The organism is Streptomyces sp. NPDC048603 (assembly GCF_043199475.1).
GTDB lineage: Bacteria > Actinomycetota > Actinomycetes > Streptomycetales > Streptomycetaceae > Streptomyces.
In genome coordinates this window covers 1-25,297 of sequence record NZ_JBICVY010000018.1, presented here as the reverse complement: position 1 = coordinate 25,297, position 25,297 = coordinate 1, and the positions used below count along the sequence as shown (strand labels likewise).

Sequence of the window (25,297 nt, the reverse complement as noted above, 5' to 3'; positions counted from 1 at the left end):
ATGCGGTTCTCGAGGAGGCGTACCGGCGGGCGGGGGAACGGGGCGAACGCCCCGCCGCCGGCCTTCGCCGATGTCAGCGGTGACGGGGGTTGAGCAGTGCGGCGGCCGCGGCGATGAAGGCCGTGGAGGCTTCCCTGGCCGTACGCCTCAGGGCGTCCAGCTGGGGGCGGTCGGTGGCGTGGCGGAGGGCGTACGTGGCGTCGGCGGCCTGTTGGGCGGCGCCGGCCAGCTCGGGGACCAGGACCTGGAGGCGGACATGGGGGGCGGTGACCGCCGTCCGGGTGTCGTGGGACTTCGTCTGCGCCTCCATCCGGTGCTCGGTGCCGGCTTCGGCCAGGGCCAGGCGCTCCCGGTGGAAGAGCGCCGAGCGGTGCGCGTCCAGGGCCGCCGCGAACTCGGTGACGGCACTCAGCTGGTCCTGGCGGTGGGTATCGGCGCGCTGCTCGGCGCGCGCGGTGGCCGCCGCGCGGTGCTGAAGGATCCCTGCGGTCAGGGCGCCCGCCAGGGTGCCTGTCACGGCCACGATCGAAGGCCACATGGTCATGGGATGCGAGGTCCTCTCGGTATGCGGGTCCCCAACTGCCCTGTCCGCCGTGCCTGCTGCATACGGCGCGACCGCGCAGCGGCGGCGATCTTGAGGTCACCGACCGTACCGGGGCGGTCCCCGCGGCCGGCAGGACGTCCCGGGCTGACGGGGCGGCACGGCATCGGTGCCGTTGGCCCGGATCGCGTTCTGCGGCCGCGCGGAGGGTGTGGGCGGGGCGGCCGGTGATGCGCTCGTCGGGGTCGGTGACACGGTCTCCGGCCCGTGCCCTGCTCGCCGCCACCCGGGCCGAACCCGTCGAGCGCCCGGCCGGCAGGGAGGGCGTGGCGCGCGAGCGGCTGCGGGCCCGGCCGGCGACGTGGACCAGCCGGTGCATGTGCGTGTCGGTGCGGATGATGTCGGCCAGGACGAGCGCGCCGCCGGGGTCGGACTCCTACGGCTCACCCCGTGGCGGTCGCGGTAGCGGGAGGCGGCCACCGAGTTGTGCACCTCACGGTCGCAGCCTGTCACTCCCCCCCCCGGGGGAACTCAGTCCGGCCAGGTCCGGTCCCGTACCTGGCCTGCGATGATGACGGAGTGCCAGAACCAGGGACCACTGCCGTCGTCATCGCCTTGCCCGATGCCGCCCCGCTCCTCGATGCGGCGTGCCGTATCGACCCGGCTCTGGTGCGTCGTGGGGTGCCGGCGCACGTCTCGCTCCTCTACCCGTTCGTGCCGGCACACGCGCTGACGGGTGAGGACGAGGAGGGCGTGCGTTCCCTGGCGGCGAGTTTTCCGGCAGCCGATCTGCTCTTGGAGGAGGTCGTGACGGCGTCCGGGTTCGTCGCCGTCAGCGTTCCGGGACTTCAGCCGATCGCCGATGCCTTCCACGCCCAGTGGCCCGGAGTGCGCCCGTACGGGGGCCGCTTCGGGGCGCGGCCCGCCGCCCATGTCACGGTCGCTCTGGGTGCAGACGACCCGACGGCCGCCACACGTGTGCGCGCTGCGGTCGGCAGCCTGCTGCCGCTGCGCACCCGTGCGGCGGCGGTCCAGCTGGTGGTCCTGACGGAGGAAGGCTGGCGGCCGCGGTTCACCGCACCGCTCGGGGACCCGGACGAGCGGTGAACACCGCCCGCCGGCCTCACCGGGCCCGGCTGCCGGAACTGCGACCCGGGCTCGGGTGGCGGCTCGCGCGGCGGAGGCGGGGCGGTCTGGCACGACGGCGCCGGTGAGGTGAACTCGTCCCTCGGATGGCGGTGGGCGCGAGCGGCAGCAGTGGCAGTCCGACGGGGCGCGCCCAAGACTCGTCGCCGGAGGCGAACACGAGGGAAGGGCAGCAGCCAATGGCGCAGGCCGAGGAGGAAGGCGTCACCGCACGCCCGATCGGTACGGTGGATCAGCGTCGGAGCAGAGCCGGATACCTGCGGACTGCGATCAGGCGGACCAATCTGCTACCGGCATTCTTGGTGCTCACGGTCATGATGGTGGCCCTGTGGCTCATGGGTATGCCGTTTCTGCAGGCCCTGACGATTTCGACCGCAGTGAAGATCGCGGTGGCTCTGCTCGAACTCCGTCGGCTGCCCGACCCTCCCGGCAGCTGACCCACCCCCTGGGAATTGCCTCGCTGCGCCCTCCGCCGCAGTGGCAGGATGCCCCGAACGGGGGATGGAGACGCGGGAGCGGGAGCGGGGGGGACATGCTGGAGGGTCTGGAGGCGGTGGACTGGCGCGGGTTGGAGACGGTCGGGCCCGACCACCCGGCCGCCAACGTGCCGAAGGTGCTGCGCCGGATCGCCCGAGCGGGCGCCACCTCCGGGCGGGAGGCCGTGGATCGGGCATACGGCGACCTCCAGGACCTCCTCCTGGCCCCGGGACGGGTCACCGGTGCGGGCACGGCCGCGCTGCCGTTCCTGGTGGACCTCGCCCTCGACCCGGATACGGCCGCAAGACCCGACCTGGTCGGGGTGCTGGCCGGCCTGGCCCACAACGGTGAGACGGGTGAGCCCGGGGCAGTGGATTCCGGATGGAAGGCGGCCTGGCGGCGGCAGTGGCCCCGTTTGCGGATGCTGTTCGACGACCGGGATCCCGTGCTGCGGCGGGCCGCGCTGCAGCTGATCGCCGGCCGGACCGCTCCCCTGCTGGAGCGGTGGCGCGAGGAGTCCGACCTCTCGGTGCGAGTGCCCCTGTTGCTGGCACTGGGCCAGGCCGCGGCCGCCGAGGACCCGACGGGTTCGGCGGACGCGGAGGTGCGCGCGGTGCTGGAGGGCGTCCTCCACGGCGAGAACCCGGTGCTGCGGGTGGCGGCCGTGATCGCCGCAGCGCCTCTGGACCCGCAGGCGGCGCTCCGTTCCCACCCCATGCTGCTGGAGCTCCTCACCGATCCGGCACTCGCCCCGGAATTCGGGAAGGTCTGGTACACCCTGGACTGCGAGGACCCGTACGAGCGCAACGACGTCGCGGCCTGGGCCGTACATCTGCTGGAGCGCCACACGGCGGTGGCGACCTCGTTCGTGGCCGGGCTCGCCGAGGCCGGGATCCGGATCGGCGATGCGGAGCTGCGCCGGTGCGCGCTTGACCAGGCATGGCGGCTGCTGGTGGCCCGGCCGTCCGCGGCCGCGGCCGTGCTGCCGCTGGCGGCCGGGCTGCTGGCAGACCCGGACGACGACGTGCGCTACAAGGCGGCACATCTGCTGGCGGTGCTCGGCCATCGGGCGGCCCCGTACGCCGACCGGCTCGCCGCCCTCCTCGACGACCCCGGCGAATCGACGTTCTTCGACGGCACCGTCGGTGACCACGCGCGCTGGGCCCTGACCCGGATCGGGGACCCGCGCGCCCTGCCCGATCTCGTCGAGCGGCTCGTCGCGCCCTACCGCGACATGCAGGGCCGGGGCTACGGCCTCGGTGACCCGCGGCAGCCGGACGTCGCCGACGTGCTCCGGCCCCTGCGCGCACACGCCGCAGTGCTCCTGCCCGCAGTACGAGAAGCCCTGAGGGACGAAGTCGACCGCGCGGGCTGGCTGGTCCGGGACCTGCGAGAGGTGCTCCACGCGTGGGGGGAGAACCCTCTGCTCCCCGGCGAGCTCACGCCGTACCCACAGCCCTGGGAACCGCCACCGATGGAACTGGCACAAGCAGAGGCAACGGTCCTGGCATACACCGCCGACGGGCAGCTGCACGGGGCGTTCGCCGCCGCCCTGAGCGCACTCACCCGCCACGGACGCCTCGCCCCACCGGTCCGGGAAGCACTCGCGGCACACCGAACCACGGACCGCCGGCTGTCGGAGTACGGCGACTACCGGGCGATCCTCCAGGACGAGGACATCCGCAGGCGCGTCGACACGCTGCTCACCCTGCCGTAGCGCCCGCGTCCGAGCCGTCCGTGACACCACACGTAGAGGTGTGCCCTGCCGGCCCGAGCGGGCTCATGGCTCGCACAGGCGTACGGCGAGGGCTGCGATGTCGTCCTCGAGGCGTCCTCTGCTGTAGCGGAGGAGGTCCCGGTGCAGAGCCGTGAGCAGTTCGCGGGGCGGTGTCGGGGGCTGTCGGCGCATCCAGGCTGCCAGCGGGAAGAACTCGCCGTCGCGGGCGCGGGCCTCGGCGATCCCGTCGGTGTAGAGGAGCAGCAGGTCGCCGGGGACGAAGTCGAAGCTGTCGACATTGTAGTCATCGCCGATCAGCTCGGCGAGGCTGAGCAGGGGTGCGGGGGTGTCGGGCTCGAGGACTCGGAGTTGCCCGCGGTTCAGGAGCAGCGGCGGGGGGTGTCCGCAGTTGAGGATGTCGATGCGTCTGCCCTCGTGCGGGATCTCGGCGAGAAGGGCGGTGGCGAAGCGCTCCATCGGCCCGTCGGGGGGAAAGGCGGCGTTGTAGCGGGTACTGCTGGCGTCCAGCCTGCGGGCGACGTCGACCAAGTCGGTCTCGCCGTAGGCCGCCTCCCTGAAGGCGTTGACGATCGCCGCGGCCGCTCCCACCGCGGGCAGGCCCTTGCCCCGCACGTCACCGATGAGCAGCCTGACCCCGTAGGGCGTGTCGACCACCTCGTAGAAGTCCCCGCCGATGCTGGCCTCCGCCGCGGCGGCGAGGTACAGCGACTCGATCTCGACGTCCCGGAAGCGGCGTGGCATGGGGCTCAGCACCACCTGTTGCGCCGCGTCGGCGACGAGCCGTACCTGGAAGAGGGTGCGCTCCCGCTGGAGCCGGACGTGGCTTCCGTACGCGGCGGCCACGGTGACCGCGATGATCCCCGCGGCCGTCCACCACGTTCCCAGGTCGGGGAAGACGAGGCCGAGGCCGATCATCAGGAGGAGGCAGACCGTACCGAGCAGGACGGTGGGGAGGACCGGCCACATCGCGGCGGCCAGGGCCGGCGCCGCGGGCAGGAGGCGGCTGAAGGCCATCTCGGGCGGAGTGGCGTAGGCCAGGCTGGCGATCACGACGGTCAGAATGACGGGCGACAGCCGTACAAGCCTCCCCCGGCCGTAGCGCCGACGGAGCCGCGGCCGTCCGGACTCGATCACACCCCCCAGAATATCCACGCATTCTGGGCATAGCGCTCCGAGAGGCGCAGTCGGACCTGAAGCGAACACTCGTTCCCTTGGATGTCCGTACACACCCCTCCGGGGTCAGGTCTCGCACATCCGTGCTAATACCGGGTGGCGCTCGTACCGTCCCCCAGCGCCGGGGGAAAGGGCCGGCGCCGGGACCCCCGTCCCCGGCGCCGGCCTCAGCCGGTCAGGCGAGCAGGGTCGCGTCCGGGTTCCACCAGCCCGAGCCGACCGTGCGGACGCCGCCCCAGTTGCCGTTCAGGCCGTCCACGTTCGGGAAGGCGCTGATCTCCCCGTTGCCGTTGACCGAGATCAGCTCGGCCCGGCCGTCCCCGTCGAGGTCGGCGACACGGGTGCGGGACGGGTGGTCCCAGCCCGAACCGATCACCCGGGCGTTGCCCCAGCTGCCGTTCAGGCCGTCCAGGTTCGGGAAGGCGCTGATCTCCCCGTTGCCGTTGACCGAGATCAGCTCGGCCCGGCCGTTGCCGTCCAGGTCCGCGAGCCGGACCCGCGCCGGGTCGTTCCAGCCGCTGCCGACGACGCGCGGGGTGCCCCAGTTGTAGTGGAGGCCGTCGACGTTCGGGAACGCGGTGATCTCCCCGTTGGCGCCGAGGCTGAGCAGTTCGGCCCGGCCGTCGCCGTTCAGGTCGGCGAACTGGGTGCGCTCCGGGTTGTACCAGCCGTCGCCTATCACCCGGGGGGTGCCCCAGCCGGCGTTCATTCCGTCGGTGTTGGGGAAGGCGACGATCTGCCCGTTGGCGTTGACGGAGATCAGTTCCTTGCGGCCGTCGCCGTCCAGGTCCGCGAACCGGGTGCGGTACGGGTTCCAGCCGGTGCCGACCGTACGGCCCTCGCCCCAATGGAAGTTGATCCCGTCCACGTTCGGGAAGGCGGTCAGGGAACCGTCGGCGTTGACGGACACCAGTTCCGCGCGTCCGTCGCCGGACAGCGAGGATCGGGCGCTGCCGCCTTGCGGGGGCGTGATGTGCGCGGAGGCCGGTCCTGCGAGCAGGCCCAGACCGAGTCCGGTCACCGCGCCGAGGACCAGGGAGGTGCGCTTGAGGATGCCGCGGGTGCGCATGGTGGAAGTCTCCTCGGATGAGTCGGGGTGCCCGCCCGAACGCCGGGCGGTGACCCCAGGATCCGGCCGGGCTGCCGGCCCGCTCCACGATTTCGTCCAGGCTTAATCGGAGCCGCCGCTACCCTCGGCTGGTGATCGAGATAAGACTGAGCTCCGGGGACTTGGCACGGATCCGTTTCGCCCATTCCCCGCTGGAGGAGCTCGTCCACAGCGTCCCGGTGCTGGCCGGCGTTCGCCCGGAACTGCTGCACCGGCCCTGGCGGGCCATGGCCTTGCCCCGGGTCCGGGGCCTCGACCTGAGGCTGCTGCTGGCCCTGGCCCGCGGTCCCCGGTTCCTGCCGGACTTCCTCGCGCCGCCCCCGAGCCGGATCACCGGCCGGTTCGAGGAGGAACTGGAGGCGGTCGTTTCCGCCCCGCCGGAAGCGGTCCGCGACTCGTTGGAGGAGCTGCGGGGCGACGGCGGCCTCTCGCCGGAGCTGGCGGAGCTGTACGAGGCGCCGGAACACGTCCTGCCACGGCTGGCGGACACCATGCGGGCGTACTGGACCGCGGTCATCGAGCCGGTCTGGCCCCGGCTGCGCGCGCTGCACGAGGCCGACCTCGACCACCGCTCACGCCGGCTGACCACCGGGGGGCTGGCCCGGATGCTCGCCGACCTCCACCCCGAGGTGGACTACGTCGGCGACCGCCTCCTGATCGACAAGCCCGGTCACACCGGCTTACGCGGCCCCTCCGGCACCGGCCTGCTGCTGCTCCCGTCCGTGTTCGCCTGGCCGCGGCTGATCGTCCTGCACAACGAGCCGCACGCGCCGGCCCTGACCTACCCGCCCCGCGGCGTCGGCGAAGTCTGGGCCGACACCTCCGAGGCAGCCGGCTCCCCGCTCGGCGCCCTGCTCGGCCGCAGCCGCGCGGCGCTCCTGGCCCACCTCGACCTCCCCGCCTCCACCTCCCAGCTGGCGGCCTACCTCAACATGAGCTCGGCCGCCATCAGCCAGCACCTGGCGGTCCTCCGCCGCTCCGGCCTGATCAGCTCGCGCCGCTCGGGCCGCTGGATGCTCCACCAGCGCACCTCCTTGGCCTCGGAGCTGGTCGTGGCGGCGGCGGACTGAGGCGCAGGCGGGGCCGGCCGTCAGGCCGCGGCGTGCGTGCTCACCCGGTCGGGTCGGAGCCGAGTGAGCGGTAGGGCAGGGCCCGGACATGGTCGGGTGAGGCCACTACCCTCATGACCCGCCAGATCACCGAGGCCCCCCGAGCGGTTCTCACCCCTGCTCCGACCAGGCCCTCAAGCCCTCGGACCCCACCCCGCCACCCCACTACTTGTCATGGCGGCCTCACTGGCAGGCAGTCAGTCCCTACTGTCCGGCGGCCGATGGGATCCACCCAGGCCTTCCGCAGTAACCCTGCTGGAAGGCAGCCCAGAAGTCCTCGTCGATCCCGGTGTCGGCGAACGAGTTCCAGTTGGTGTGGGCGACGAGCTGATCGTGCCCGTCACGGCTGTTGAGGGCGAAGGTCAGGTACCCGGGTGCGCTGCCGCCGTGGCCGTACGCACGGCCGCAACTGGTGGCGTAGACGTAGACGCCCAGGCCGTAGGCGACAGCGGGCGGGGCGCTTCCGGTCGTGGGGACCGTGTCGGTGAGCATCCGGTGCAGCAGGCCCGGGGGGAGGAGGCGTCCTTGCAGCAGGGCCCGGTAGAAGCGTGCGATGTCGGCCGCGGTCGTCACGAGGGCGCCCGATGCACCGGCCTCGGATGGGCTGAACGCGGTGACGTCGAACCGGGTTGGGTCCGGCGCGTTCGGAAGCAGGAGCGAGACGTCCGCGTAGCCGTGTACATGGGCTCCGTCGATGGCGGTCTGTGCCAGCGGGTACGAGGTGTCGCGCAGTCCGAGGGGGGCGAAGACACGGCGTTCGAGGTTGGTGCGCAGGTCGCGGTCGGTGATCCGTTCGACGATCAGGTCGAGCAGCAGGTAGTTGGTGTTGGAGTACCGGAACCGGGTGCCGGGAGCCGGGAAGTACCGGGGTTGGGCCAGACCGATGCTGATCAGCTGGTCGCGGGGCCAGTACTGGTCGAGCCTGCGGAAGTGGGGAAGCAGCCCGTCGACGTAGTCGTACAGCCCGCTCGTGTGGTTGAGCAGCTGACGGATGGTGATGGGCGCACCGGACAGCGCGTTGTCGGTGCGGACCTGGTCGGGCAGCAGGCTCTGCACGGTGTCGTCGAGTCGCAAACGGTGCTCGGCGACGAGTTGCAGGACGACCGTTGCGGTGAAGGTCTTGGTGACGCTCCCGGTGCGGAACTTCAGGTCCGGTGCCATCGGCGTGCCGGCGGATCGGTCGGCCACGCCGGCCGCGCCGAAGCGGTCCTCCGAGCCATGCCGAGCGAGCAGGAAAGCGCCTGGGTTGGGGTTCGGGCCGGCTACCACCTGGTCGACCAGCGTCTGCAGAGCCGGGTCGCGGCGGCTGCCGGCCACCTGTCCGTCACTGGCCTGGCCCGCGGTGGCCATACCGGGTGGCAGCAGGAGAGCGAGAGCAAGTACCAGGCCTAACAAGCAGTTTGAGCGTCGTTGGATCACCGCAAGGACCCCCTCCGATAGCAATATAGGCATACGGTTATAGCACGCGATACTGTCCTCAGGTGCCGAGAGTTGCCGACCATGACGCCCGCCACGGGCAGATCACCGACGCCGTCCAACGCCTGATCGTGGAACACGGCCTCACGTCCGTGACCGTCGCACGGACCGCCGCAGAAGCGGGCATGTCCGTCGGCCTGGTGCAGCACTACTTCACGGCAAAGGACGAGATGCTCCTGGCCACGTTCACCCGCGTCAACGGGCGTTTCACCGCACGAGTAGACGAGCTGGTGAACCGAGGCGAGGCCGAGGGACGCACCATCGCCGAGATGCTGCGGCAGGCACTGACCGAGCTCATGCCGCTCGACGACGCCCGCCGCACCGAATTCATGGTCCGCCGCGCCTTTGCAGACCAGGCCGCGCACAACGCCCGCCTGGCCGCCGTCCAGAGAGAGACCCTCGTGGGTATCCGCTCACGCGTCGCCCAGGCCATCAGTAACGGCACGGTATGCGGCGAGGTCACTCAGGGGATCGACGCGGCTGACCTGGCCCTGCGAATCGTTGCGTTCACCGAAGGACTCGCCCTGCACACGCACATCGACCCCGACGGCACACCGAAACCGGCGGTCCTCGCCGCGCTGGACGACCAACTCGGCCGCGTATTCACCGGAACCTGCAGACACGCCCGGCTCGGTTAGAGGTCCGCAAGGCGGCACCCTGGGACGCAACGCCGGCATCAGACCCAGCGTACGTCCACATGCACCTCAACCGGCTCCATGTGGGCCGATGAGATTCTTTACGGCATCGAACAGGCAACTGAGTGGCTCCTGGTCCATGGAGTGACGGAAGAATCCTTTTCTCTTCGGGTGGGGCATTCGGGTGATCTTCGGTAAGTGCCACGGAATTCGATGCTTATGATCCACCGTTGTGACAGAGAGTCAGTACGCCCGGGTCGACCAGAACTCGGCTGATGTGATCATTCTCGGCGCCGGTCCGGCCGGGCTGGTATTGGGGAACGTCTTACTGCGCGCCGGCATCGACTGCGTGGTCCTGGAACGCGCCGGCCGTGAGTACGTCCAGAATCGGGCACGGGCCGGTTTTCTCGCTCCGAACACGGTGCGCGTCCTGGAGCGCAACGGCCTGGCCGAGGGGTTGCGTTCACGGGGGCTGGAGCACGGTGTCTGCGAGTTCCGGACCGGAGACGGCCGCTTCCGCCTCGACTACCGACAGCTGGGGCGGGGCGAGCCGCACACCGTCTACCCCCAGCACGAGCTGGTCACCGATCTGCTGGGGAGCTTCCTCGACGCAGGCGGGCGGATCCGTTTCGAAACGGAGGCGGTCGCGGTGTCCGAAGCGGACGGGCCGGCGCCTTCGGTCACGGTACGGGAGGGGGACGGACACCCCGGGCGGTGGCGGGCCCGTTACGTCGCCGCCTGCGACGGCCGCCACGGGGCGGGACGGCGGTCGCTCCCGCCCGGCTCGGTCCGGCGCCACCACCTCGACCACGGCGTGTCCTGGCTCGGCCTGCTCGCCGAGGCTCCGCCGAGCCTGGACGCCGTGGGCTACGCCCTCCACCCCCGCGGATTCGCCGGGCACATGGCCCGTTCCACCGAGATCACCCGCTACTACCTGCAGTGCGAACCCGGGACCCCGGCCGGCGCGTGGGGCGAGGAGCGGATCTGGGACGAGCTCGGCCTGCGCATGCGGGCGGCGGAGTACGGGCCCCTGCTCCGCGGCCCGATCGTCCAGCGTGCCGTCGTGCACCTCGAGTCCGACGTACTCGAACCGCTGCGGCACGGGTCGCTGTTCCTGGTGGGCGATGCCGCCGGCCTGCTCAGCCCGTCCGCCGCCAAGGGGGCGAACCTCGCGGTGCTGGAGGCCGAGATCCTGGCCCGCGCCCTGGTCAGTGACCTCGCGCAGGGCGATCCCGAGCCGCTCGCCCGCTACTCGGAGCGGTGCCTGGTGCACATCTGGCGTGCACAGGAATTCTCGCACTGGATGATCGGCCTCCTGCACGGCGGGCCGGCTGCCGGGGAATCCTCCTGCTTCCAGGAGGGGCTGCGGCGGTCCCGTATCGCCGCGCTGCGCGACTCCCGCGCCCAGCAGAACTGGTTCGCCGAGAACTACGTCGGCGTCTGACCGGTCGCTCTTCCTCTTCTCTTTTCGCCTTCTTCCGCGCTCTTCCGCGCTCTTCGGCGCTCTTCGGCGCTCTTCGGCGCTCTTATGCCACTCCTGTGAATTCGGACGGTGAATGCCTTCATGGAGTTTTTCGAGATGCCTGCGACCTCGACGGCCGACGACGTCGTCGACGACGACGACGCGGCCCGACTTCGCGCGACGGCCGGATTCGTCCGGGAACAAGACACCTCCGTCCTGCTTTCCCGCGTCCTGCCCGGCCTGGACGGGCCCGAGCTGCGGGCGCTGACCGACCAGTGCCGCTTCGCGCACGCCGCCGTGCTCGTCTTCCCGCCCGACGAGGAGACGCTGCGGGCGGAGCTGGCGGGGTGCGGGCTGGCCGGCGATGCGCCGGCCCAGCCCAGCGTCGTCGTCCGGCAGCGGCTTGCCGACCGCCACGGCTGTCCTGCCGCCGATCTTGACGTAAGGATTCTCCGACCCGTGGTCCGCGGACCCGCGGGAGAGCACCGGGCGGTGGAGGTGTTCGCGCTCACCGTGCCACCGGGTTCCGGACTGTCCTCGATCGCTGCCCGCGAACGCCGCCTGGAGCACGAGGCGCATCTGGCCTTCGACGTGCTGCGGCCCGACCCGCTGGTGCTGCGGGGCCTGTTGGCCACCTTCCTCCGGCACGACGCCGCCGCCGACGGCGGGGGCTACAACCCGCACGAGGACGGCACGGTGTTCTACTTCACCGCCCCCGCCGGCACCAAGACGGTGTACCGGCGGGTGGAGCTGTACGCGGGCGGCGACCACCGTGACGTGCTGAAGGAGCACCTCGGCCGGGAGGCCGTCGCACGGCGGCCGGTCGAGGCGGAGCCGGCGGAGGTGCTGCTGCGGCTGCTCACCGGCGCCTGGACCACCCAGGCGCTGGCGGCGTGTGCGCGGCTGCGGTTGCCCGAGGCGATGAACCGTCACACCGGCGTGGGCACGGCGGCGCTGGCGCAGGCCGTGGGGGCCCACCCGCAGAGCCTCGCGACCCTGCTGCGGTACCTCGCCATGCTGGGCGTGGTGTCCGAGGGGCCGGACGGGTTCCGCCTCACCGGCGTCGGGGCGCTCCTGGACGCGTCGGCGCCCGCCTCGATGCACCCCCTGGCGCTGATGTACGGCGGGCCGTTCTACCAGTCCTTCGCCCACCTGGACCACACCGTGCGCACCGGGCAGCCCGCCTTCGAGCACCTCTACGGCGAGAACCACTTCGACCACTTCGTCCGCCACCCCGACCTGGCTGCCCTGTTCGACCGGTCGATGGCTTCCAGCTCCGCCATCTTCGGTCCCCTGCCCGCGCATCCGGTGCTCACCGCGGCGGCCGCCGCCCCGGGCCGCCCGCGGACCGTCGTGGACATCGCCGGCGGTACGGGAGAGCTCCTCGCCCTCGTCCTGGACGCCCACCCGGCCCTGCGCGGCATCCTGCTCGAGCGTCCTCAGGTCCTCGCCGCGGCACGCGCCCGTCTGGCCGTCACCGACGCGGGCAGCCGCTGCCGCTACCAGGCCGGCGACTTCGCCGACGTGCCTCCGGGCGCCGATGTCTATGTGCTGTCCCGCGTCCTGCACGACTGGGACGACGAGCGGTGCCGGAGCATCCTGCGCCACTGCGCCGACGCCATGCCCTCGGACGCCGACCTGCTGATCGTCGAACGCCTGCTGCCGGAGGACGGCACCCCGTCCCTCGCCACCGCCTGGGACCTCCACATGATGTGCAACACCGGCGGCCGTGAGCGAACCGCCGCGCACTACGCCCGGCTCCTCACGGACTGCGGGCTCGGGCTCGTCGGCCACGAGCCGCTGCCCCTCGGCGCCCGGGTCCTGCATGCTCGCAGGTCCTGACCCGGCGGGCCGGTCTGCCGCGTCCCGGTCCGGGACCGCGTCCGGGGACCGGGACCGGGACCGGCTCGACGCTAGGCGCCGAGGTAGGCGGTCGGCGAGAGCCATGTCGGGCGGGGCAGGCCGAAGTGCTCTTCGAGCATCAGCTCGGCCTGTGTGAGGGCGCCGTAGACCCAGCCCTGTCCGGTCGACCAGGCCGATCCGCAGACGTACAGGTTGGCCTCGGGGAGGGGGTGGCGCATCCTCGGCATGACCTCCCAACTCTTCGCCCCGACCCGCCAGAAGTGGTAGGCCGCTCCGTACGGGTCCTGCACCCAGTCCTGGAAGCAGGCCGACGTCGGGTCGGGGATGCGGGCGTCGGGGCCGTGGAGTTCGCGCAGCTGCCGCTGCGCCTCCTCGACCAGCGCGCCCGGCGCCGCCGCGTCCATCGGCCGGGGCGGCCGGGTCGCCGCCACCGGGGCGAGGCGGTTCGGCTTCGGCATCAGCCCGTTCCAGAACTCCACGTCAGTGGCGTCGTTGTACGAGGCCAGCAGCAGGGCGTTGCGGTTGGCGGGGTCGGCCCCGGTCTGGTCCCCCTCGACGCCCCAGTAGTAGACCTGGCGCAGCGGCAGGTCGGTCACCGAGCGGCCGGCGCGCAGGCCGATGTCCTCCCACCACGGCCGGTCGTAGCCGAGGAAGAGTTTGGAGGCCGGCCTCGGGATGACCGAGCCGAGGTCGGACAGGAACCGGTCGCTGGTGAAGAGGAAGGTGTCCGGGTCCAGCAGTTCGATCGAGCGCTGGGGCATCGCCAGGATGACGTGGCGTGCCCGGACGGTGATCGGCCGGCCCTCCGGCCAGACGGAGACGGCGAGGGCCAGCACCTCCTCGCCGTCGACCGTCTCCCGGTCGATCCGGCGCACCTGGTGGTGGAGGTGGACGGTCCCGCCCTCCGACGCGAACCGCCGGACGAGTTCTTCGGGCATCGTCTGGTAGCCGTCCCGCAGGAGCAGGTACCGGGGCGGCGGGGAGCCGACGAAGTCCGCCACCGAGGCCTCCATCGCCTCGATGCCGTTGACGTTGGCCACGACCGCGCCGTAGCCGAACCCGTCGCCGAGGAACCTCCACCCCTCTTGCCCTACCGCATCGTGCAGCAGGTTCCAGAAGCCGATCTCGTACAAGGGCCGGCCGTCGGCCGAGGCCCGTGACTTGATCTTGTCCCACGCCTGGTGGTCCATGGTGGCGGCACCGGGGACGAAGCGCTCGATGAGCGACTGGAGCGCTTCGTCCGGTGACTTGCCCCGGATCGCGGCCGGCAGGTCGTAGGGCACGAGCCCGGGATCGGCGAACTGGGGCAGGGTGAAGCGGCGCTGCCGCAGATAGGCGAGGTTCTGCGGCTCGTCGACCGGGAACGGGAGCGACGCCAGGCCGAGGTGGTCCACGAGGTCGGCCACGACCGGGTGGGTGCTCAGGTAGCGCATGCCGCCCAGCTCGGCGTGCAGGTGTGGCATGCCGGGCGGCGTTACCGAGAACAGGCGGCCGCCGACGCGTTCGCTGCCCTCGAACAGGCTCACCACGAGGGAGCCGCCTCGCCGCCGCCGAAGCTGCTCCAGCATGCTGCTCTGTCCGGCTTCGCGGTCGAGCAGGCGCCATGCGGCGTACGCCCCGGAAACCCCGGCGCCGATGACCGCAACGTCGATCACGCCGTGCTCGCTTGGTGCGGGGCCGGCCTGAGCCGGTCGCACGTGGGCGAGCGGATGCGGACGCGCCGGTGTGACCGGCGTTCCCGGGGTTCGCGGGGTTCCCGGGGTTCCCTGCCTCCCCGGCACGCCCGTTGTGCCGTCGCCGACGGTGGCGGAGCCGGGCGTCGAGGTTTCCGCGGGCAGATCGCGCAGCGTTGGTTCGCCCATCTCCCACGGCCTCCCGGCTCGCATGTCCCCGATGGACCGCCTCCCGCGGCCACCAAACCCACTTACCGTACCAATACGGACATTTTCCGGGTTCTGGTCGGCGGCCCCGGGCGAGTCGCGGGGGTGCGCTGCCGGTGTCGGCCTACGCGGCGTCCTCGGTGAAGTCCTCTTCGAGGTCTGCGCCGGGGAAGCCGCTCTCGTCGAAGCCCTCGTCCTGCATCATGCCGGGGGCGAAGCCTCTCATGAGGTCGTCCGGGTACAGCTCGGCGGCTCCGGCCGGGGCCGTGGGGGTAGCTCCCTCGTTCATCTTGAGGACCAGACCGAACTTCTTGGGCTTCGCCTTCTCGGCCAGCTTGGCGAGGTCGACGTGCACCTCGGTCAGCTCACCGTTCTTCAGCGTGAAGTCGGCCGTGACCGTGGTGTCGGGAACTTCCTTGAGCTCCTTGTCCGTCGGCAGGTCCACACCGGGCGGCAGGTCCTTGACCAGGGGACGGATCTCCCCGACCAGCTCGGTGATCAGCGTGCGGAACGGGGCCGTGGCGGTGATGTGCTCGGTGCCGCCGTCGCCGCCGGCGGTCTTGAAGTCGACCTTGCGGGCGACGGCCTCCCACAGTGCCTCCAGGAGCTTCTTCTGGGTCTTGGCGTCCAGCGAAGGCTCCGGCGACGGCTTGATGCCGCCGGGCGCCCGGCCCATCTCCTGGCCGGCCTTCTCCATCTTCTTGGTGTCGTACTTGACCCACTCGCCGTCGAGCATCTTCTTGAGGCCCTTGGCCTCCGGGGGGAGCGCGTCGGTGGGGGGCACGGGGGCGTCCATGGCCTTGGTGAGGGTTTCGACGCCGAAGCGCATGTAGGTGTAGTCGCCGATGACCCGGTACTCGACGAGATCGCCTTCCGGGGCGCTGACCTTCATGGCCATGCCGACGAAGTCCTTGTCCTCGGACTCGTCGATCGGCTTCTTCGACTCCACCGTGACACTGACCTTGGCTCCGCTGATCAGCTCGGCAGCCGCGTCGGGGAGCTCCTCGCCGGGCTCGGAGGCCGACTCGGCATCCAGGTCCTTGAGGGTCTTGGCATCGACGTCCAAGTCCAGCTCGAAGGAGACCTTCTTCTCCTTGCCCAGCTTCTCGAAGGACCGGTCCAGCTTCTTCCCGGCGGACAGCTGCTCGACCGTGCCGCAGGCGGCCGAACTCATCAGCACGGCGCCGACGACTGCGGTGGCGGTGAGGGTCTTGCGTATGGCAGCGATGATGCTCTCCTCATGGGTCCCGATCACGGCCTGATCGGTTGTGATCGGTAAGGAGACTCACAGCTCCCCCACAGGGTTGCCCTGCTGTCGCGCATCCGTTCCACCGTCGTCGGCAGCCCCGGTCATGTCTTTCCGCCTTCGTGGGTTACCCGTACGACATAGTGGCTGAATTGGCATATTCCACACCTTCGCGGAGGATCCTCGATGGAAGGGTTCGATCCCACGAACGATGGCCGTACCGCGCTGTCGTCAGCCCCGGCCACGGCGGCCGGCGTCACGAGCGCTGCCGTCGGACCCGAGGGCGACGCGGCCGGGACCCACGGCGATGCGTCTCCGGCGCCCGGCCCGCCGGTGTACCGGTCCGTCAGCGGCTACGGCAACAACCTGAGCCACCCCGGGCGCGGGGCCGCCGGCTCCGTCTTCCTCCGGCGCACCCCCATCGGATACGCCGACGGTGTGAGCTCCCCGGCCGGCGCCGACCGCCCGAGCGCCCGGGTGGTCAGCAACATCGTCTGCCGGCAGGAGACCGACCGGCTCAACGCCCAGCGCCTGACGGACCTGACCTGGATGTGGGGACAGCTCCTCAACCACGAGTTCAACCTCGTCGGGGGGGGCGGACCCAGTGGAGACGATCGGCATCCCGGTCCCCGCCGACGACACCGCGTTCCCGCCGGGCAGTCAGATCCCGCTCACCCGCTCGGCGTACGACCCGTCCACGGGCACCGGCCGGCGCAACCCGAGGCAGCAGATCAGCAGCCTGAGCGCGTACGTCGACGGCAGCCCGGTGTACGGCGCGGACGAGGGCCGGGCCGCGGCACTGCGCGCCATCCGGAACACGGGGCCGGTAGCCGTCCACAGCAGTGAGCTGAGGACCGGCACCGGGGTCGACGGGCCGGTCATGCCGCTGAACACGGCCGGGCTGTTCAACCAGACGGTCGGGCCGGCAGCCGGCTTCTTCCTGGCCGGCGACGAGCGGGCCAACACCGGGTACGGCCTGATGAGCATCCACACGCTGTTCGTCCGGGAGCACAACCGGCTGGCCGCGCTGATCGCCGCCGAGCGCCCGACGGCCGGCGCCGAGCAGGTCCACCAGCACGCCCGGAAGTGGGTGGGTGCGCTGATCGGGTCGATCACCTTCCAGGAGTTCGTCCCCGCGATCCTGGGCCCGAAGGCGATCGGCCCGTACGCCGGTTACGACCCGCGCGTGGACCCGACCATGAGCGCCGAGTTCGCCACCTTCGGTTTCCGGTTCGGCCACTCGATGCTCTCGCCGGTCCTGCTGGTCGTCGGCAACGACGGCCAGGTCCTGCAGGCCGTGCCGCACGAGCAGGCACTGCTCAACATCGGGATCGTCAACCGGCACGGCATCGGCCCGGTACTCAAGGGCTTCGCGTCACAGATCATGCAGGAGATCGACGTCTCGGTGATCGAGGCGATGCGCAGCATCCGGTTCCCCGGCGCGCCGCCGCTGGACCTGGTGGCGGTGGACATCCAGCGCGCCCGCGACCACGGCATCCCGGACTACAACCAGTGCCGCACGGCGTACGGGCTGCCGCCGGTCCGCACGTTCGCCGAGCTGACACCGGATCCGGCGGTGCAGGCGAAGCTGACCGCCGCGTACGGCGATGTCCGCCTCCTCGATCCGCTGATCGGCGGGCTGGCCGAACCGCACGTCCCGGGTACGGCGTTCGGCCCGCTCTTCACCGCGGTGATCACTGAGCAGCTGACCCGTACCCGGGCCGGCGACCGCCTCTGGTTCGAGAACGACCCGGCCTTCACCGCCGCCGAGGTCGCGGCGATCAAACGCACGAAGATGTCGGACGTGATCAAGCGGAACACGCAGATCACGAACATCCAGGACGACGTCTTCCACCTGCCGCTGTGATGCGTTGGCCGCGGTGCCGGGTCCGGATCGTAGGCTTCGCGGGTCTCCGCGTCCGGAGAAGCTACTCGGCTCGCAGCGCGGCCAGCCGTTGTTCGAAGGGGATCGGCTGGAAGCCTTCCGTCGGATGCGCTGAGGTGATCGCCCCTGTCAGAGAACGGGGCGCGGTCGTCGGCGTGGGACGGATGGCGGGGGCCATGAAGTGCGCCAGTTCCGCGCCGGCCCGGGCGATGCGCTGCGCCAGCCCTTCCTCGCCCCAGTCCTCCGAGGCCGCGTAGACCGCGGTCGGAAGGACGAGTGCGCGCAGGTGGGTGAAGAGGGGGCGCAGGGCGTGTTCGGTGACCAGGGAGTGCCGGGCGGTGCCGCCGGTCGCGCCGAGGAGCACCGGCTTGCCGGTGAGGGCGTCCTTGTCGATGAGGTCGAAGAAGGACTTGAACAGGCCGCTGTAGGACGCCGCGAACACCGGTGTCACGGCGATCAGGCCGTCCGCGGCCGCCACCGCGTCGAGGGCTGCCGCCAGCCGGGCGGGTGGGAAACCGGTGACGAAGTGCTGGGCGATCTCCGTCGCCAGGTCCCTCAGCTCGATCACTTCGGGTTCGGCGTCCAGGTGGCCGAGCGTCGCGGCCGTGAGGCGGTCGGCGAGCAGCCTCGTCGAGGAGGGCGTGCTCAGGCCGGCGGATACGACGACGAGCTTCATCGCGGTGTCTCCTCGGTCCGGGGCTGCCGGGCCTCGGCCACGCGGGCCGCGTGGGTGGGGGCGTCCGGGACGCCGGCCGGGCGCAGGTTCGCGAACTCCTTGCGGAGGACCGGTACGACTTCCTCGCCGAGCAGGTCGAGCTGTTCCAGGACGGTCTTCAGGGGCAGGCCGGCGTGGTCCATCAGGAACAGCTGGCGCTGGTAGTCGCCGGCGTAGTCCCGGAAGGACAGGGTCCGCTCGATGACCTGCTGCGGCGAGCCGACGGTGAGGGGGGTCTGGGTGGTGAACTCCTCCAGAGAGGGGCCGTGGCCGTACACGGGGGCGTTGTCGAAGTACGGGCGGAACTCGCGCACCGCGTCCTGGGAGTTCTTGCGCATGAACACCTGGCCGCCGAGCCCGACGATGGCCTGCTCGGGGGTGCCGTGCCCGTAGTGGGCGTAGCGCTGCCGGTACAGGTTCACCATCTGCCTGGTGTGGGAGGCCGGCCAGAAGATGTTGTTGTGGAAGAAGCCGTCGCCGTAGTACGCGGCCTGTTCGGCGATCTCCGGTGAGCGGATGGAGCCGTGCCAGACGAAGGGCGCGACGCCGTCCAGCGGGCGGGGGGTGGAGGTGAAGGACTGCAGTGGCGTGCGGAACTTGCCCTTCCAGGTGACGACGTCCTCGTCCCACAGACGGCGCAGCAGTGCGTAGTTCTCGATCGCGAGGTCGATGCCGTCCCGGATGTCCTTGCCGAACCAGGGGTAGACCGGGCCGGTGTTGCCGCGGCCCATCATCAGGTCGACACGGCCGTCCGCGACGTGCTGGAGCATCGCGAAGTCCTCGGCGATCTTCACCGGGTCGTTCGTGGTGATCAGTGTCGTGGAGGTGGAGAGGATCAGGTTCTCGGTGCGCGCGGCGATGTAGCCGAGCATCGTCGTCGGGGAGGAGGGGACGAACGGAGGGTTGTGGTGCTCGCCGGTGGCGAAGACGTCGAGGCCGACCTCCTCGGCCTTCTGCGCGATGGCGAGCATCGCCTTGATGCGCTCGTGCTCACCGGGTACGCGTCCGGTCGTCGGATCGGCCGTGACGTCACCGACGGTGAAGATCCCGAACTGCATGGTTCCCCTTCCCAGGATTGTTGATTGTTCAACCATACCTGGGAACGGGGCCGGCGCTCGAGGTATTCCCCCGCCGATCGCTCACAGGACCTGCTGCGCGGCCCACAGGGGGAGCCGGCGGAAGAACTCGACGGCTTCGTCCCGCCACCTCGGGCGCCAGCCCGCCGCGACCGCGGCCGCCGCTGCCGCGGTGCGCCGGATGTCCTCGCGCAGCTGTTCGTCGACACCGTGGCGTCGGGCGATCTCCTGGATCCGCCCGATCGCCTCCGGGGTGCAGCCGGAACCGGCGAGAGCGGACTCCACCAGCTCGCGTTCCCCGCCGGTCGCCGCTTCCAGCACCGCGCACACCGCGTAGCTGCGGCGGCCCTCGCGCACGTCGGATCCGGCCGCCTTGCCGGTCGCGGCCTCGTCCGCGAACAGGTCCAGGTAGTCGTCGCGCATCTGCCCGCTCACTCCGACCAGGCGGGCGTAGCGGGCGAGCTCGCCGCGGTGGGCGGCCGGGTCCTCGCCCGCGGCGAGCAGGCCCAGCTCCAGCGGTGCCAGCACGGAGTAGCGGGCGCTCTTGTAGTCGGACACGAGGTCCAGCGCCTCGCGGTCGGGGGCCGGGCCGAAGTCGCGTTCCAGGTCCAGGACCTGTCCGACGACCGTGTCCGCCCCGGCCGTCACCTGTACGGCCGCCATGGCCTGGCGGAGCCCGACGGGCACGGGCGCGTTCAGCAGCACCTGCACGGACAGGAACGCGGCCAGGTCCCCGGCCAGAATAGACAGCCCCAGTGCCGTCTGCGGACGGTCGGGGAACCGGTCGCGGTAGGCGTGATACACGGAGGGCCCGCCCCGGCGCAGCGGGGAGTCGTCGATGATGTCGTCGTGGATGAGCCCGTGCGTCTGGAGCAGCTCGATGCTGAGCGCGGCCTCGTCCAGCCCGGCGACGGCCTCGGGGGTCACCAGTCGCGCCGCCTCGTGCAGCAGCGCGACCCGGAGCCGTTTGCCCCCGCGCAGCGACATGTCGCGCACCAGGTCCAGGGCCTCGGGCACGAACGTGCTGCGGGGCAGCCGCTGCCGCGCGACCGTGTCGAAGTAGTCGGCGAACAGCGTGTCGAAACGCTCTCGGTAGCCGGCCAGCCGTTCGTGGACACCGGCCATGGCGTCAGCAGTCATCAGTCTCCCCCGTGGAACGCGGATCGGCGGAACGGAACGGCGGATCGCCCGCGCCGCGAGCCCCCATTCAACATCACCGGGGCCAGGGGTTCACGGAGCGTGGCAGACGCTTCCCCTGATCCACGGGTCAGGGCCGCAGGCCCGCCTGCCTGAGCGCGATCCGTGACAGAGCGGAGACGACGTCCCGGTCGCCGCGGCGCCAGGCGTCGGCGAGGCCGCCCGGCGGGACGGAGATCGCGGAGAGGTCGCCCGGCGGTCCGGTGAGGGCGCGCAGAGCGAGCAGGTCGGCACCCCCGGCGGTGTCGCGAAGCCGTCGGACGGCGGCACTGCGGCGGATCCAGCGCAGGCGCAGGGGGAGCCACAGCAGGAGGACGAAGGCCACGGGGAAGACGATCAGGGCGAGTGCGGTCAGCGTGGCCACCTGGCTGACGGTGTCCTGCAGCGACTGCCCGGCGTCGGCGAGTCCGGTGCCCGCGTCGGCCGCGGACTGGAACGGCTGCTTCAGGAGGTCACCGACGAACGGCACCTCCGAGGCCGTTTCACCGGCGTTGTCGAGGGCGGTGGCAAGGCTGTGGCCGGAGCTCTCCACCTTGCGTCCCGGTTCGGCCAGCAGCATGATCGCGCTGTGGGCGGCCAGGGCGAACCACACCGCCGCGGCGATCACTACCGCGGCGACGAGGTCCGCGAGGAGCTGGCGGGTGCGCCGTGCTGGGGTCTGGGCGTAGAGAAGCATCGGCTGCTCCTGCTTCCGGTCAAGACATCGGTGAGGGCCTGACCGGCCGGGGGTACGGCGGTACCCGTGGCACGGCTCGGCCTGTCGCCCGACCGTACGTCGGAGGCGGCCCTTCCACGGGGATTCGGGGCATGGCGGTGCGGGGAGCCGCGAGGTGGTCGCGCTCCATGTGCGTGCCCGCGCGCCCGCCTCCGGACCGGGGCGGGCGGACCTCCTCGCTCCGGTTGCCTGATGATCACGAATGGCCGATGCTGACCATCTCCCGTCGCCGTACACACGATTGACGGACCGTCACCATCAGGGGGAACACACGCATGACCGGAAACCACGGGTCCATTCCCGGCCGCCGCGTCGTCCTCGGCGCCGCGGTCGGCGCCGCCGCCGCACTCGCCTCGGCCGGCACCGCCCACGCGAGCGGGCGTGGCGGCGGCCGGGCGCGCATCGACCAGGCCGCCGTGGACCGGGCCGCCGCCCGTCTCGACGCCGACCTGATCGCCGTCCGCCGCGACCTGTACGGCAAGCCGGAGACCGCCGGCCACGAGGCGCACGTCGCGCGCGTCGTCGCGGCCCGGCTGCGGGCGGCCGGGCTGCAGGTGACCGAGGGCGTCGCCGGCCACGGTGTCGTCGCGGTGCTGCGCGGTGCCCTGCCCGGCCGTACCGTCGCCTACCGGGCCGACGTGGACGCCGTTCCCGCCGTGGGGGTGCAGAGCAGCGAACTCCCTCCGGGTCCGGTCCACGCGTGCGGCCACGACCTGCACGCGACCATCGGCATCGGCGTCGCCGAGGTCCTCGCGGGTCTGCGGCACCGCCTGGCCGGTACCGTCGTGTTCCTCTTCCAGCCCGCCGAGGAGACCCTCGAGGGCGCCGCCGCGATGATCGCGGCCGGGGTCCTCACCAAGCACCGGCCGCGCGAGATCCACGCCCTGCACTGCGGCCCGTTCCCCGTCGGCACCCTCGCCGTCACCCCGGGTGTCGGCCTGCCCGGCCAGGACAACGCCACCGTCACCTTCGGCGGCCCCGACCCGGCCGCCACGGCCGCCGCCTTCAGCGCCGCCTACAACGCCTTCGGCACCGTCCCGTTCCCGAAGGACGCCGCCGAGCTGGAACAGCTGGTGGCCCAGGTCCGCACCCCGGACGGCCCGCTCGCCGAGTTCCTCGTGACCAGGGCGTTCAAGGCCCTTCCCGCGGGTGAGGGCCGGCTCGCCCTGCGCGCCACCTACCGGTGCTGGCCCGAGGCCCGGTGGCCCGAGGTCCGCGAGCGGATCCGCGGCCTCGCCCGCTCCTTCCCCGACACCACGGTGGCCTTCGAGCGTGAGCAGCCCTTCCCCGCCCTGGTCTGCCCGGAGGACGACGGGCACGCCCTCGCCCGGCACCTGCGCCGGCGGCTGGGGCCGCGCGCCGTGACCACCCTGTACGCCGCGTTCCCGTTCAACGGCGAGGACTTCAGCCTCTTCCTGAAGGAGATCCCCGGCACCTACACCTTCCTCGGCGTGCGCACCCCGGGAGCCCCGATCGACTCCGCCTTCCCGCACTACCCGGCTTTCGCCCCCGACGAGCGTGCCATCGGCGTGGGCGTGCGCGCGATGGCCGGCTGGCTCGCCGAGCGCGCAGCGCACCGGGACTGACCCGGCCCCGCCGGTCCCGCCCGCGTCCCGACGCCCCCGTCACCATCTGGGTCGGGGCGCCGTCGCCGGTCGGGCGGGCCGGCGCCCCGCCGGAGGAGGCCGTGCGCGGGATCGGTGCTCCGGGTCCGTGCTCCGGGTGCGCAGCCCCGGTTCGGCCGGGCCCTCGGCAGGGTCACAGCTGCCAGTACGTGCCCGTGCGGGAATCCACGTGCACCAGGTGCCGGCACACGCGCACCACGTGGTAGCCCGTGGCGGACCAGGACCCGGAGTCACGGTCACGGTCGCAGTCGTCGTCGCCGTCGCCGTCCTCGTCGAGGGGCAGCGGGGTCCAGACTTCCAGGAAGGTGCTGCCGTCGGTGTTGGTGCCCCACTCGACGAGGTTCGGGCCCTCCCGGCGGAAGGTGCCCGCGTCCTCGCCGGGCTCCCCCGTCAGGTGGTGGAAGTGCACCTGACGGCCGTCGAAGGACGTGACGCCGGCGAATCCCCGGCTGTCGGCGAAGTACGGCCCGGCCTGCAGCCACACCACCTCGCCGTCCTCCACCAGTGGTCCGCCGTCCCGGCTGATCCCGCGCCGCAGCCACGCGCCCCGCTCGGGTACCGGGATGCCGGGTCCGCCCGGTGCCGGAGGCCGCCCGGGCATGCGTACCGGCTCAGGCATCGGCCGTGCTGTCGTCCACGGCGAGCAGGGACAGTTCGATGTTCCCGCGCACGGCCTGCGAGTAGGGGCAGACGGCGTCGGCCCGGTGGAGCAGCGGCTCCAGGTCCGCGGCCTTCCAGCCCGGGAGGGAGACGGTGAGGCCGACCGCGAGGCCATAGCCCGCGGGCGTGTCCGTGGTGCCGAGCCGCACGTCACAGGCGACGCGCGCGGTGGAGGCGTCCGCCCCGAATTCGGCGGCGACTTCGGCCAGTGCGGAGGTGAAGCAGGCGGCGAATCCGGCGGCGAACAGCTGCTCGGGGTTGGTGGTGCCGGGCACGTTCTTGCGCGGCGGGGCCAGACGGACGTCCAGCCGCCCGTCGTCCGTGCGAACCGTGCCGGTGCGGCCCCCGTCGGCGTGAGCGGTCGTCCGGTAGAGGGTGCGGGTGAGCGGTACGGTCATGTCATCGGCCCATCTGTGCGACGAGGAAACGCCGCCCGGGTCCGGACGGCGCTACGGCGCCTTCCGGTGGGACGGCGCCTGGCGCGTCGTCGTGCATGACCGGGTACGGCGCGTCTCGTCCGGGGCCCGGGACCGGGCCGCCGGACAATCTAGCAACGGGGACGGCCGGCCCGGGAGCGCGCCCGCGGGTGACCCTCCTCACCCACGGCCGGCGGCTAGGCTGTGTCTTTCGGATCAGGCCGGACGCCGCGGGCCCGGCATGATCCGAAAGACACAGCCTAGGGCGAAGGCACCGGGTGCGGGCGCAGGACCATCAGTGGCCCTTCCGAGGTCGCCACCATGGCGAAGGGAAACCGGTCGACCTCGAGGCAGAGCTCGACGTCATCGGGATGGACTCCTTGGCGCACCCCCTCCGCGAGCTCGGCGGCGGCGCGCGACCCGGCAGCGCGGCGAAGGAACTCGGCAGCGTCCGTCCCGGCCTCGGTGGCCCTCCGGGCGATGTACTGGGCACACGCCAGATCCTCGTCGGCCTGCCCGTCCTCGCCGGTGACCACGAACGTGACGCTGTCACTCCGGCGCGCCCGCAGGAGCCGGGCCGTGGCCTCCGCCACCACGAAGCCGGCGCAGAGCACCAGCGACGCCTCCTTCACCGCGAGGGCGCCGACCGTCCCCGCCGTGGTCTTCTGCACGACCGTGCGTCCGCCGAGGTCCATGGACCGCAGCATTCCCGGCGAGTTGACGGTGTCGAACCCGGGCGCGGACGGACCGTCCTTGATCGCCACCCAATCCGGGTGGCGGGCCTTGAGGGCCAGGGCTTCGTCCAGCGACTCGGCAAGAACGATCTTCTCCGCTCCCCGGGCGAAGGCCCAGGCGGCCACGGTGAAAGCGCGCATGACGTCGACGACGACCGCCACGGACGGGGCTTCGGTCAGATCGGAGATGCCGAGGAAACGAGCGTCCATCCGGTCATGATCACGCATGCCGGGTCCGGGACTTCCGGAGAGTGAGGCGCATCACATCGGCATCCGCCCGCACGCGCAGACGCCCGGCCGGGAGGTTCCGGCCGGGCGTCTGCGTGTGTCTGCTGTGTGTGCCGGCGGCTTAGTACCAGTGGTTGTTCTGCCAGAAGTTCCAGGCGTCGACCGGGGAGCCGTAGCGGGAGTTCATGTAGT

At 71.9% G+C, this 25,297-nt stretch carries 22 protein-coding genes, 1 pseudogene and 1 riboswitch; of the genes and pseudogenes, 10 read left to right on the top strand and 13 right to left on the bottom strand.

Annotated elements, in window-relative coordinates; all coding sequences use genetic code 11:
- Positions 1 to 73: 73 nt before the first annotated feature.
- Positions 74 to 544: a hypothetical protein gene (locus ACGFQ9_RS33765; protein ID WP_393579245.1), complete on the bottom strand. Its 471-nt coding sequence runs from the start codon at positions 542 to 544 to the stop codon at positions 74 to 76.
- Positions 545 to 1,120: 576 nt separating this feature from the next.
- Between ACGFQ9_RS33765 and ACGFQ9_RS33760 the strand changes: the two genes are divergently transcribed.
- The 3 genes from ACGFQ9_RS33760 (at position 1,121) to ACGFQ9_RS33750 (ending at position 3,881) form a co-directional block, all read left to right on the top strand.
- Positions 1,121 to 1,648, top strand: coding sequence for a 2'-5' RNA ligase family protein (locus tag ACGFQ9_RS33760; protein ID WP_393579243.1), 528 nt, complete (start codon positions 1,121 to 1,123; stop codon positions 1,646 to 1,648).
- Positions 1,649 to 1,866: 218 nt separating this feature from the next.
- On the top strand, positions 1,867 to 2,124 hold the full coding sequence (locus tag ACGFQ9_RS33755; RefSeq protein WP_393579241.1) for a hypothetical protein: 258 nt from the start codon (positions 1,867 to 1,869) through the stop codon (positions 2,122 to 2,124).
- Between the two features lie 95 nt (positions 2,125 to 2,219).
- A complete protein-coding gene (locus ACGFQ9_RS33750; protein WP_393579239.1) occupies positions 2,220 to 3,881 on the top strand; it encodes a HEAT repeat domain-containing protein in 1,662 nt (553 codons plus the stop codon).
- Between the two features lie 63 nt (positions 3,882 to 3,944).
- Here the strand turns inward: ACGFQ9_RS33750 and ACGFQ9_RS33745 are convergent, their stop codons facing one another.
- Together ACGFQ9_RS33745 and ACGFQ9_RS33740 are read right to left on the bottom strand one after the other, a co-directional pair.
- A complete protein-coding gene (locus ACGFQ9_RS33745; protein ID WP_393579237.1) occupies positions 3,945 to 5,036 on the bottom strand; it encodes a PP2C family protein-serine/threonine phosphatase in 1,092 nt (363 codons plus the stop codon).
- A 214-nt stretch (positions 5,037 to 5,250) separates the two neighbouring features.
- On the bottom strand, positions 5,251 to 6,144 hold the full coding sequence (locus ACGFQ9_RS33740) for an FG-GAP repeat domain-containing protein (RefSeq protein ID WP_393579235.1): 894 nt from the start codon (positions 6,142 to 6,144) through the stop codon (positions 5,251 to 5,253).
- A gap of 131 nt (positions 6,145 to 6,275) precedes the next feature.
- Here ACGFQ9_RS33740 and ACGFQ9_RS33735 point away from each other — a divergent pair, with 131 nt between their 5' ends.
- Positions 6,276 to 7,253 carry a DUF5937 family protein gene (locus ACGFQ9_RS33735; RefSeq protein WP_393579234.1) on the top strand — a complete coding sequence of 326 codons (978 nt, stop codon included), beginning with the start codon at positions 6,276 to 6,278 and terminating at the stop codon, positions 7,251 to 7,253.
- A 243-nt stretch (positions 7,254 to 7,496) separates the two neighbouring features.
- Here the strand turns inward: ACGFQ9_RS33735 and ACGFQ9_RS33730 are convergent, their stop codons facing one another.
- Positions 7,497 to 8,642 carry a serine hydrolase domain-containing protein gene (locus ACGFQ9_RS33730; protein ID WP_393579233.1) on the bottom strand — a complete coding sequence of 382 codons (1,146 nt, stop codon included), beginning with the start codon at positions 8,640 to 8,642 and terminating at the stop codon, positions 7,497 to 7,499.
- A 131-nt stretch (positions 8,643 to 8,773) separates the two neighbouring features.
- On the opposite strand from ACGFQ9_RS33730, the gene ACGFQ9_RS33725 reads away from it, so the two are divergent.
- The 3 genes from ACGFQ9_RS33725 to ACGFQ9_RS33715 all read left to right on the top strand — a co-directional run bounded on the left by ACGFQ9_RS33725 (position 8,774) and on the right by ACGFQ9_RS33715 (position 12,707).
- Positions 8,774 to 9,406, top strand: a complete 633-nt coding sequence (locus tag ACGFQ9_RS33725; protein WP_393579231.1) for a TetR/AcrR family transcriptional regulator — start codon at positions 8,774 to 8,776, stop codon at positions 9,404 to 9,406.
- Between the two features lie 229 nt (positions 9,407 to 9,635).
- Positions 9,636 to 10,847 (top strand): 4-hydroxybenzoate 3-monooxygenase, encoded by a 1,212-nt coding sequence (locus ACGFQ9_RS33720; RefSeq protein WP_393579229.1) that lies wholly within the window; start codon positions 9,636 to 9,638, stop codon positions 10,845 to 10,847.
- A gap of 135 nt (positions 10,848 to 10,982) precedes the next feature.
- Positions 10,983 to 12,707 (top strand): methyltransferase, encoded by a 1,725-nt coding sequence (locus ACGFQ9_RS33715; protein WP_393579228.1) that lies wholly within the window; start codon positions 10,983 to 10,985, stop codon positions 12,705 to 12,707.
- A gap of 71 nt (positions 12,708 to 12,778) precedes the next feature.
- Here ACGFQ9_RS33715 and ACGFQ9_RS33710 read toward each other — a convergent pair whose 3' ends face one another.
- Together ACGFQ9_RS33710 and ACGFQ9_RS33705 are read right to left on the bottom strand one after the other, a co-directional pair.
- A complete protein-coding gene (locus tag ACGFQ9_RS33710; RefSeq protein ID WP_393579227.1) occupies positions 12,779 to 14,383 on the bottom strand; it encodes a flavin monoamine oxidase family protein in 1,605 nt (534 codons plus the stop codon).
- A gap of 349 nt (positions 14,384 to 14,732) precedes the next feature.
- The gene (locus ACGFQ9_RS33705) at positions 14,733 to 15,863 is read right to left on the bottom strand and encodes a hypothetical protein (RefSeq protein ID WP_393579226.1); all 1,131 of its coding nucleotides are present in this window, start codon (positions 15,861 to 15,863) and stop codon (positions 14,733 to 14,735) included.
- A 177-nt stretch (positions 15,864 to 16,040) separates the two neighbouring features.
- Between ACGFQ9_RS33705 and ACGFQ9_RS33700 the strand changes: the two are divergent.
- Together ACGFQ9_RS33700 and ACGFQ9_RS33695 are read left to right on the top strand one after the other, a co-directional pair.
- Positions 16,041 to 16,436, top strand: a pseudogene (locus ACGFQ9_RS33700) (peroxidase family protein); the annotation flags it as partial.
- Positions 16,437 to 16,458: 22 nt separating this feature from the next.
- On the top strand, positions 16,459 to 17,721 hold the full coding sequence (locus ACGFQ9_RS33695) for a peroxidase family protein (RefSeq protein WP_393579225.1): 1,263 nt from the start codon (positions 16,459 to 16,461) through the stop codon (positions 17,719 to 17,721).
- Between the two features lie 61 nt (positions 17,722 to 17,782).
- On the opposite strand, the gene ACGFQ9_RS33690 is transcribed toward ACGFQ9_RS33695, so the two are convergent.
- The 4 genes from ACGFQ9_RS33690 to ACGFQ9_RS33675 all read right to left on the bottom strand — a co-directional run bounded on the left by ACGFQ9_RS33690 (position 17,783) and on the right by ACGFQ9_RS33675 (position 21,403).
- A complete protein-coding gene (locus tag ACGFQ9_RS33690; RefSeq protein ID WP_393579223.1) occupies positions 17,783 to 18,415 on the bottom strand; it encodes a CE1759 family FMN reductase in 633 nt (210 codons plus the stop codon).
- On the bottom strand, positions 18,412 to 19,512 hold the full coding sequence (locus ACGFQ9_RS33685; protein WP_393579222.1) for an LLM class flavin-dependent oxidoreductase: 1,101 nt from the start codon (positions 19,510 to 19,512) through the stop codon (positions 18,412 to 18,414). Before ACGFQ9_RS33685 ends, ACGFQ9_RS33690 begins: the two co-directional genes overlap by 4 nt.
- An 81-nt stretch (positions 19,513 to 19,593) precedes the next feature.
- Entirely contained in the window at positions 19,594 to 20,670 is a 1,077-nt protein-coding gene (locus tag ACGFQ9_RS33680) for a polyprenyl synthetase family protein (RefSeq protein WP_393579220.1), read from the bottom strand.
- 127 nt (positions 20,671 to 20,797) lie between these two features.
- Entirely contained in the window at positions 20,798 to 21,403 is a 606-nt protein-coding gene (locus tag ACGFQ9_RS33675; RefSeq protein WP_393579218.1) for a hypothetical protein, read from the bottom strand.
- A gap of 314 nt (positions 21,404 to 21,717) precedes the next feature.
- Between ACGFQ9_RS33675 and ACGFQ9_RS33670 the strand changes: the two genes are divergently transcribed.
- On the top strand, positions 21,718 to 23,028 hold the full coding sequence (locus ACGFQ9_RS33670; RefSeq protein ID WP_393579216.1) for a M20 family metallopeptidase: 1,311 nt from the start codon (positions 21,718 to 21,720) through the stop codon (positions 23,026 to 23,028).
- Positions 23,029 to 23,200: 172 nt separating this feature from the next.
- On the opposite strand, the gene ACGFQ9_RS33665 is transcribed toward ACGFQ9_RS33670, so the two are convergent.
- The 3 genes from ACGFQ9_RS33665 to ACGFQ9_RS33655 form a co-directional block, all read right to left on the bottom strand.
- The gene (locus tag ACGFQ9_RS33665) at positions 23,201 to 23,686 is read right to left on the bottom strand and encodes a hypothetical protein (protein ID WP_393579215.1); all 486 of its coding nucleotides are present in this window, start codon (positions 23,684 to 23,686) and stop codon (positions 23,201 to 23,203) included.
- Positions 23,679 to 24,125 (bottom strand): Ohr family peroxiredoxin, encoded by a 447-nt coding sequence (locus ACGFQ9_RS33660; RefSeq protein ID WP_393579214.1) that lies wholly within the window; start codon positions 24,123 to 24,125, stop codon positions 23,679 to 23,681. The genes ACGFQ9_RS33665 and ACGFQ9_RS33660 overlap by 8 nt, the downstream gene beginning before the upstream one ends.
- Positions 24,126 to 24,205: 80 nt before the next feature.
- Positions 24,206 to 24,267: riboswitch (guanidine-III (ykkC-III) riboswitch) on the bottom strand.
- Positions 24,268 to 24,403: 136 nt separating this feature from the next.
- Complete coding sequence (locus tag ACGFQ9_RS33655) at positions 24,404 to 25,087, bottom strand: 2-phosphosulfolactate phosphatase (protein ID WP_393579212.1); 684 nt, start codon at positions 25,085 to 25,087, stop codon at positions 24,404 to 24,406.
- Positions 25,088 to 25,297 lie beyond the last annotated feature (210 nt).

Excerpts from the sequence above, each read along its gene's own strand:
- ACGFQ9_RS33715 (WP_393579228.1), top strand. The coding sequence starts at position 10,983 with ATGCCTGCGACCTCGACGGCCGACGACGTCGTCGACGACGACGACGCG.
- ACGFQ9_RS33685 (WP_393579222.1), bottom strand. The coding sequence starts at position 19,512 with ATGCAGTTCGGGATCTTCACCGTCGGTGACGTCACGGCCGATCCGACG.
- ACGFQ9_RS33670 (WP_393579216.1), top strand. The coding sequence starts at position 21,718 with ATGACCGGAAACCACGGGTCCATTCCCGGCCGCCGCGTCGTCCTCGGC.
- ACGFQ9_RS33665 (WP_393579215.1), bottom strand. The coding sequence starts at position 23,686 with ATGCCTGAGCCGGTACGCATGCCCGGGCGGCCTCCGGCACCGGGCGGA.
- ACGFQ9_RS33765 (WP_393579245.1), bottom strand. The coding sequence starts at position 544 with ATGACCATGTGGCCTTCGATCGTGGCCGTGACAGGCACCCTGGCGGGC.
- ACGFQ9_RS33740 (WP_393579235.1), bottom strand. The coding sequence starts at position 6,144 with ATGCGCACCCGCGGCATCCTCAAGCGCACCTCCCTGGTCCTCGGCGCG.
- ACGFQ9_RS33730 (WP_393579233.1), bottom strand. The coding sequence starts at position 8,642 with ATGGCCACCGCGGGCCAGGCCAGTGACGGACAGGTGGCCGGCAGCCGC.
- ACGFQ9_RS33750 (WP_393579239.1), top strand. The coding sequence starts at position 2,220 with ATGCTGGAGGGTCTGGAGGCGGTGGACTGGCGCGGGTTGGAGACGGTC.
- ACGFQ9_RS33755 (WP_393579241.1), top strand. The coding sequence starts at position 1,867 with ATGGCGCAGGCCGAGGAGGAAGGCGTCACCGCACGCCCGATCGGTACG.
- ACGFQ9_RS33680 (WP_393579220.1), bottom strand. The coding sequence starts at position 20,670 with ATGACTGCTGACGCCATGGCCGGTGTCCACGAACGGCTGGCCGGCTAC.
- ACGFQ9_RS33655 (WP_393579212.1), bottom strand. The coding sequence starts at position 25,087 with ATGGACGCTCGTTTCCTCGGCATCTCCGATCTGACCGAAGCCCCGTCC.
- ACGFQ9_RS33660 (WP_393579214.1), bottom strand. The coding sequence starts at position 24,125 with ATGACCGTACCGCTCACCCGCACCCTCTACCGGACGACCGCTCACGCC.
- ACGFQ9_RS33675 (WP_393579218.1), bottom strand. The coding sequence starts at position 21,403 with ATGCTTCTCTACGCCCAGACCCCAGCACGGCGCACCCGCCAGCTCCTC.
- ACGFQ9_RS33690 (WP_393579223.1), bottom strand. The coding sequence starts at position 18,415 with ATGAAGCTCGTCGTCGTATCCGCCGGCCTGAGCACGCCCTCCTCGACG.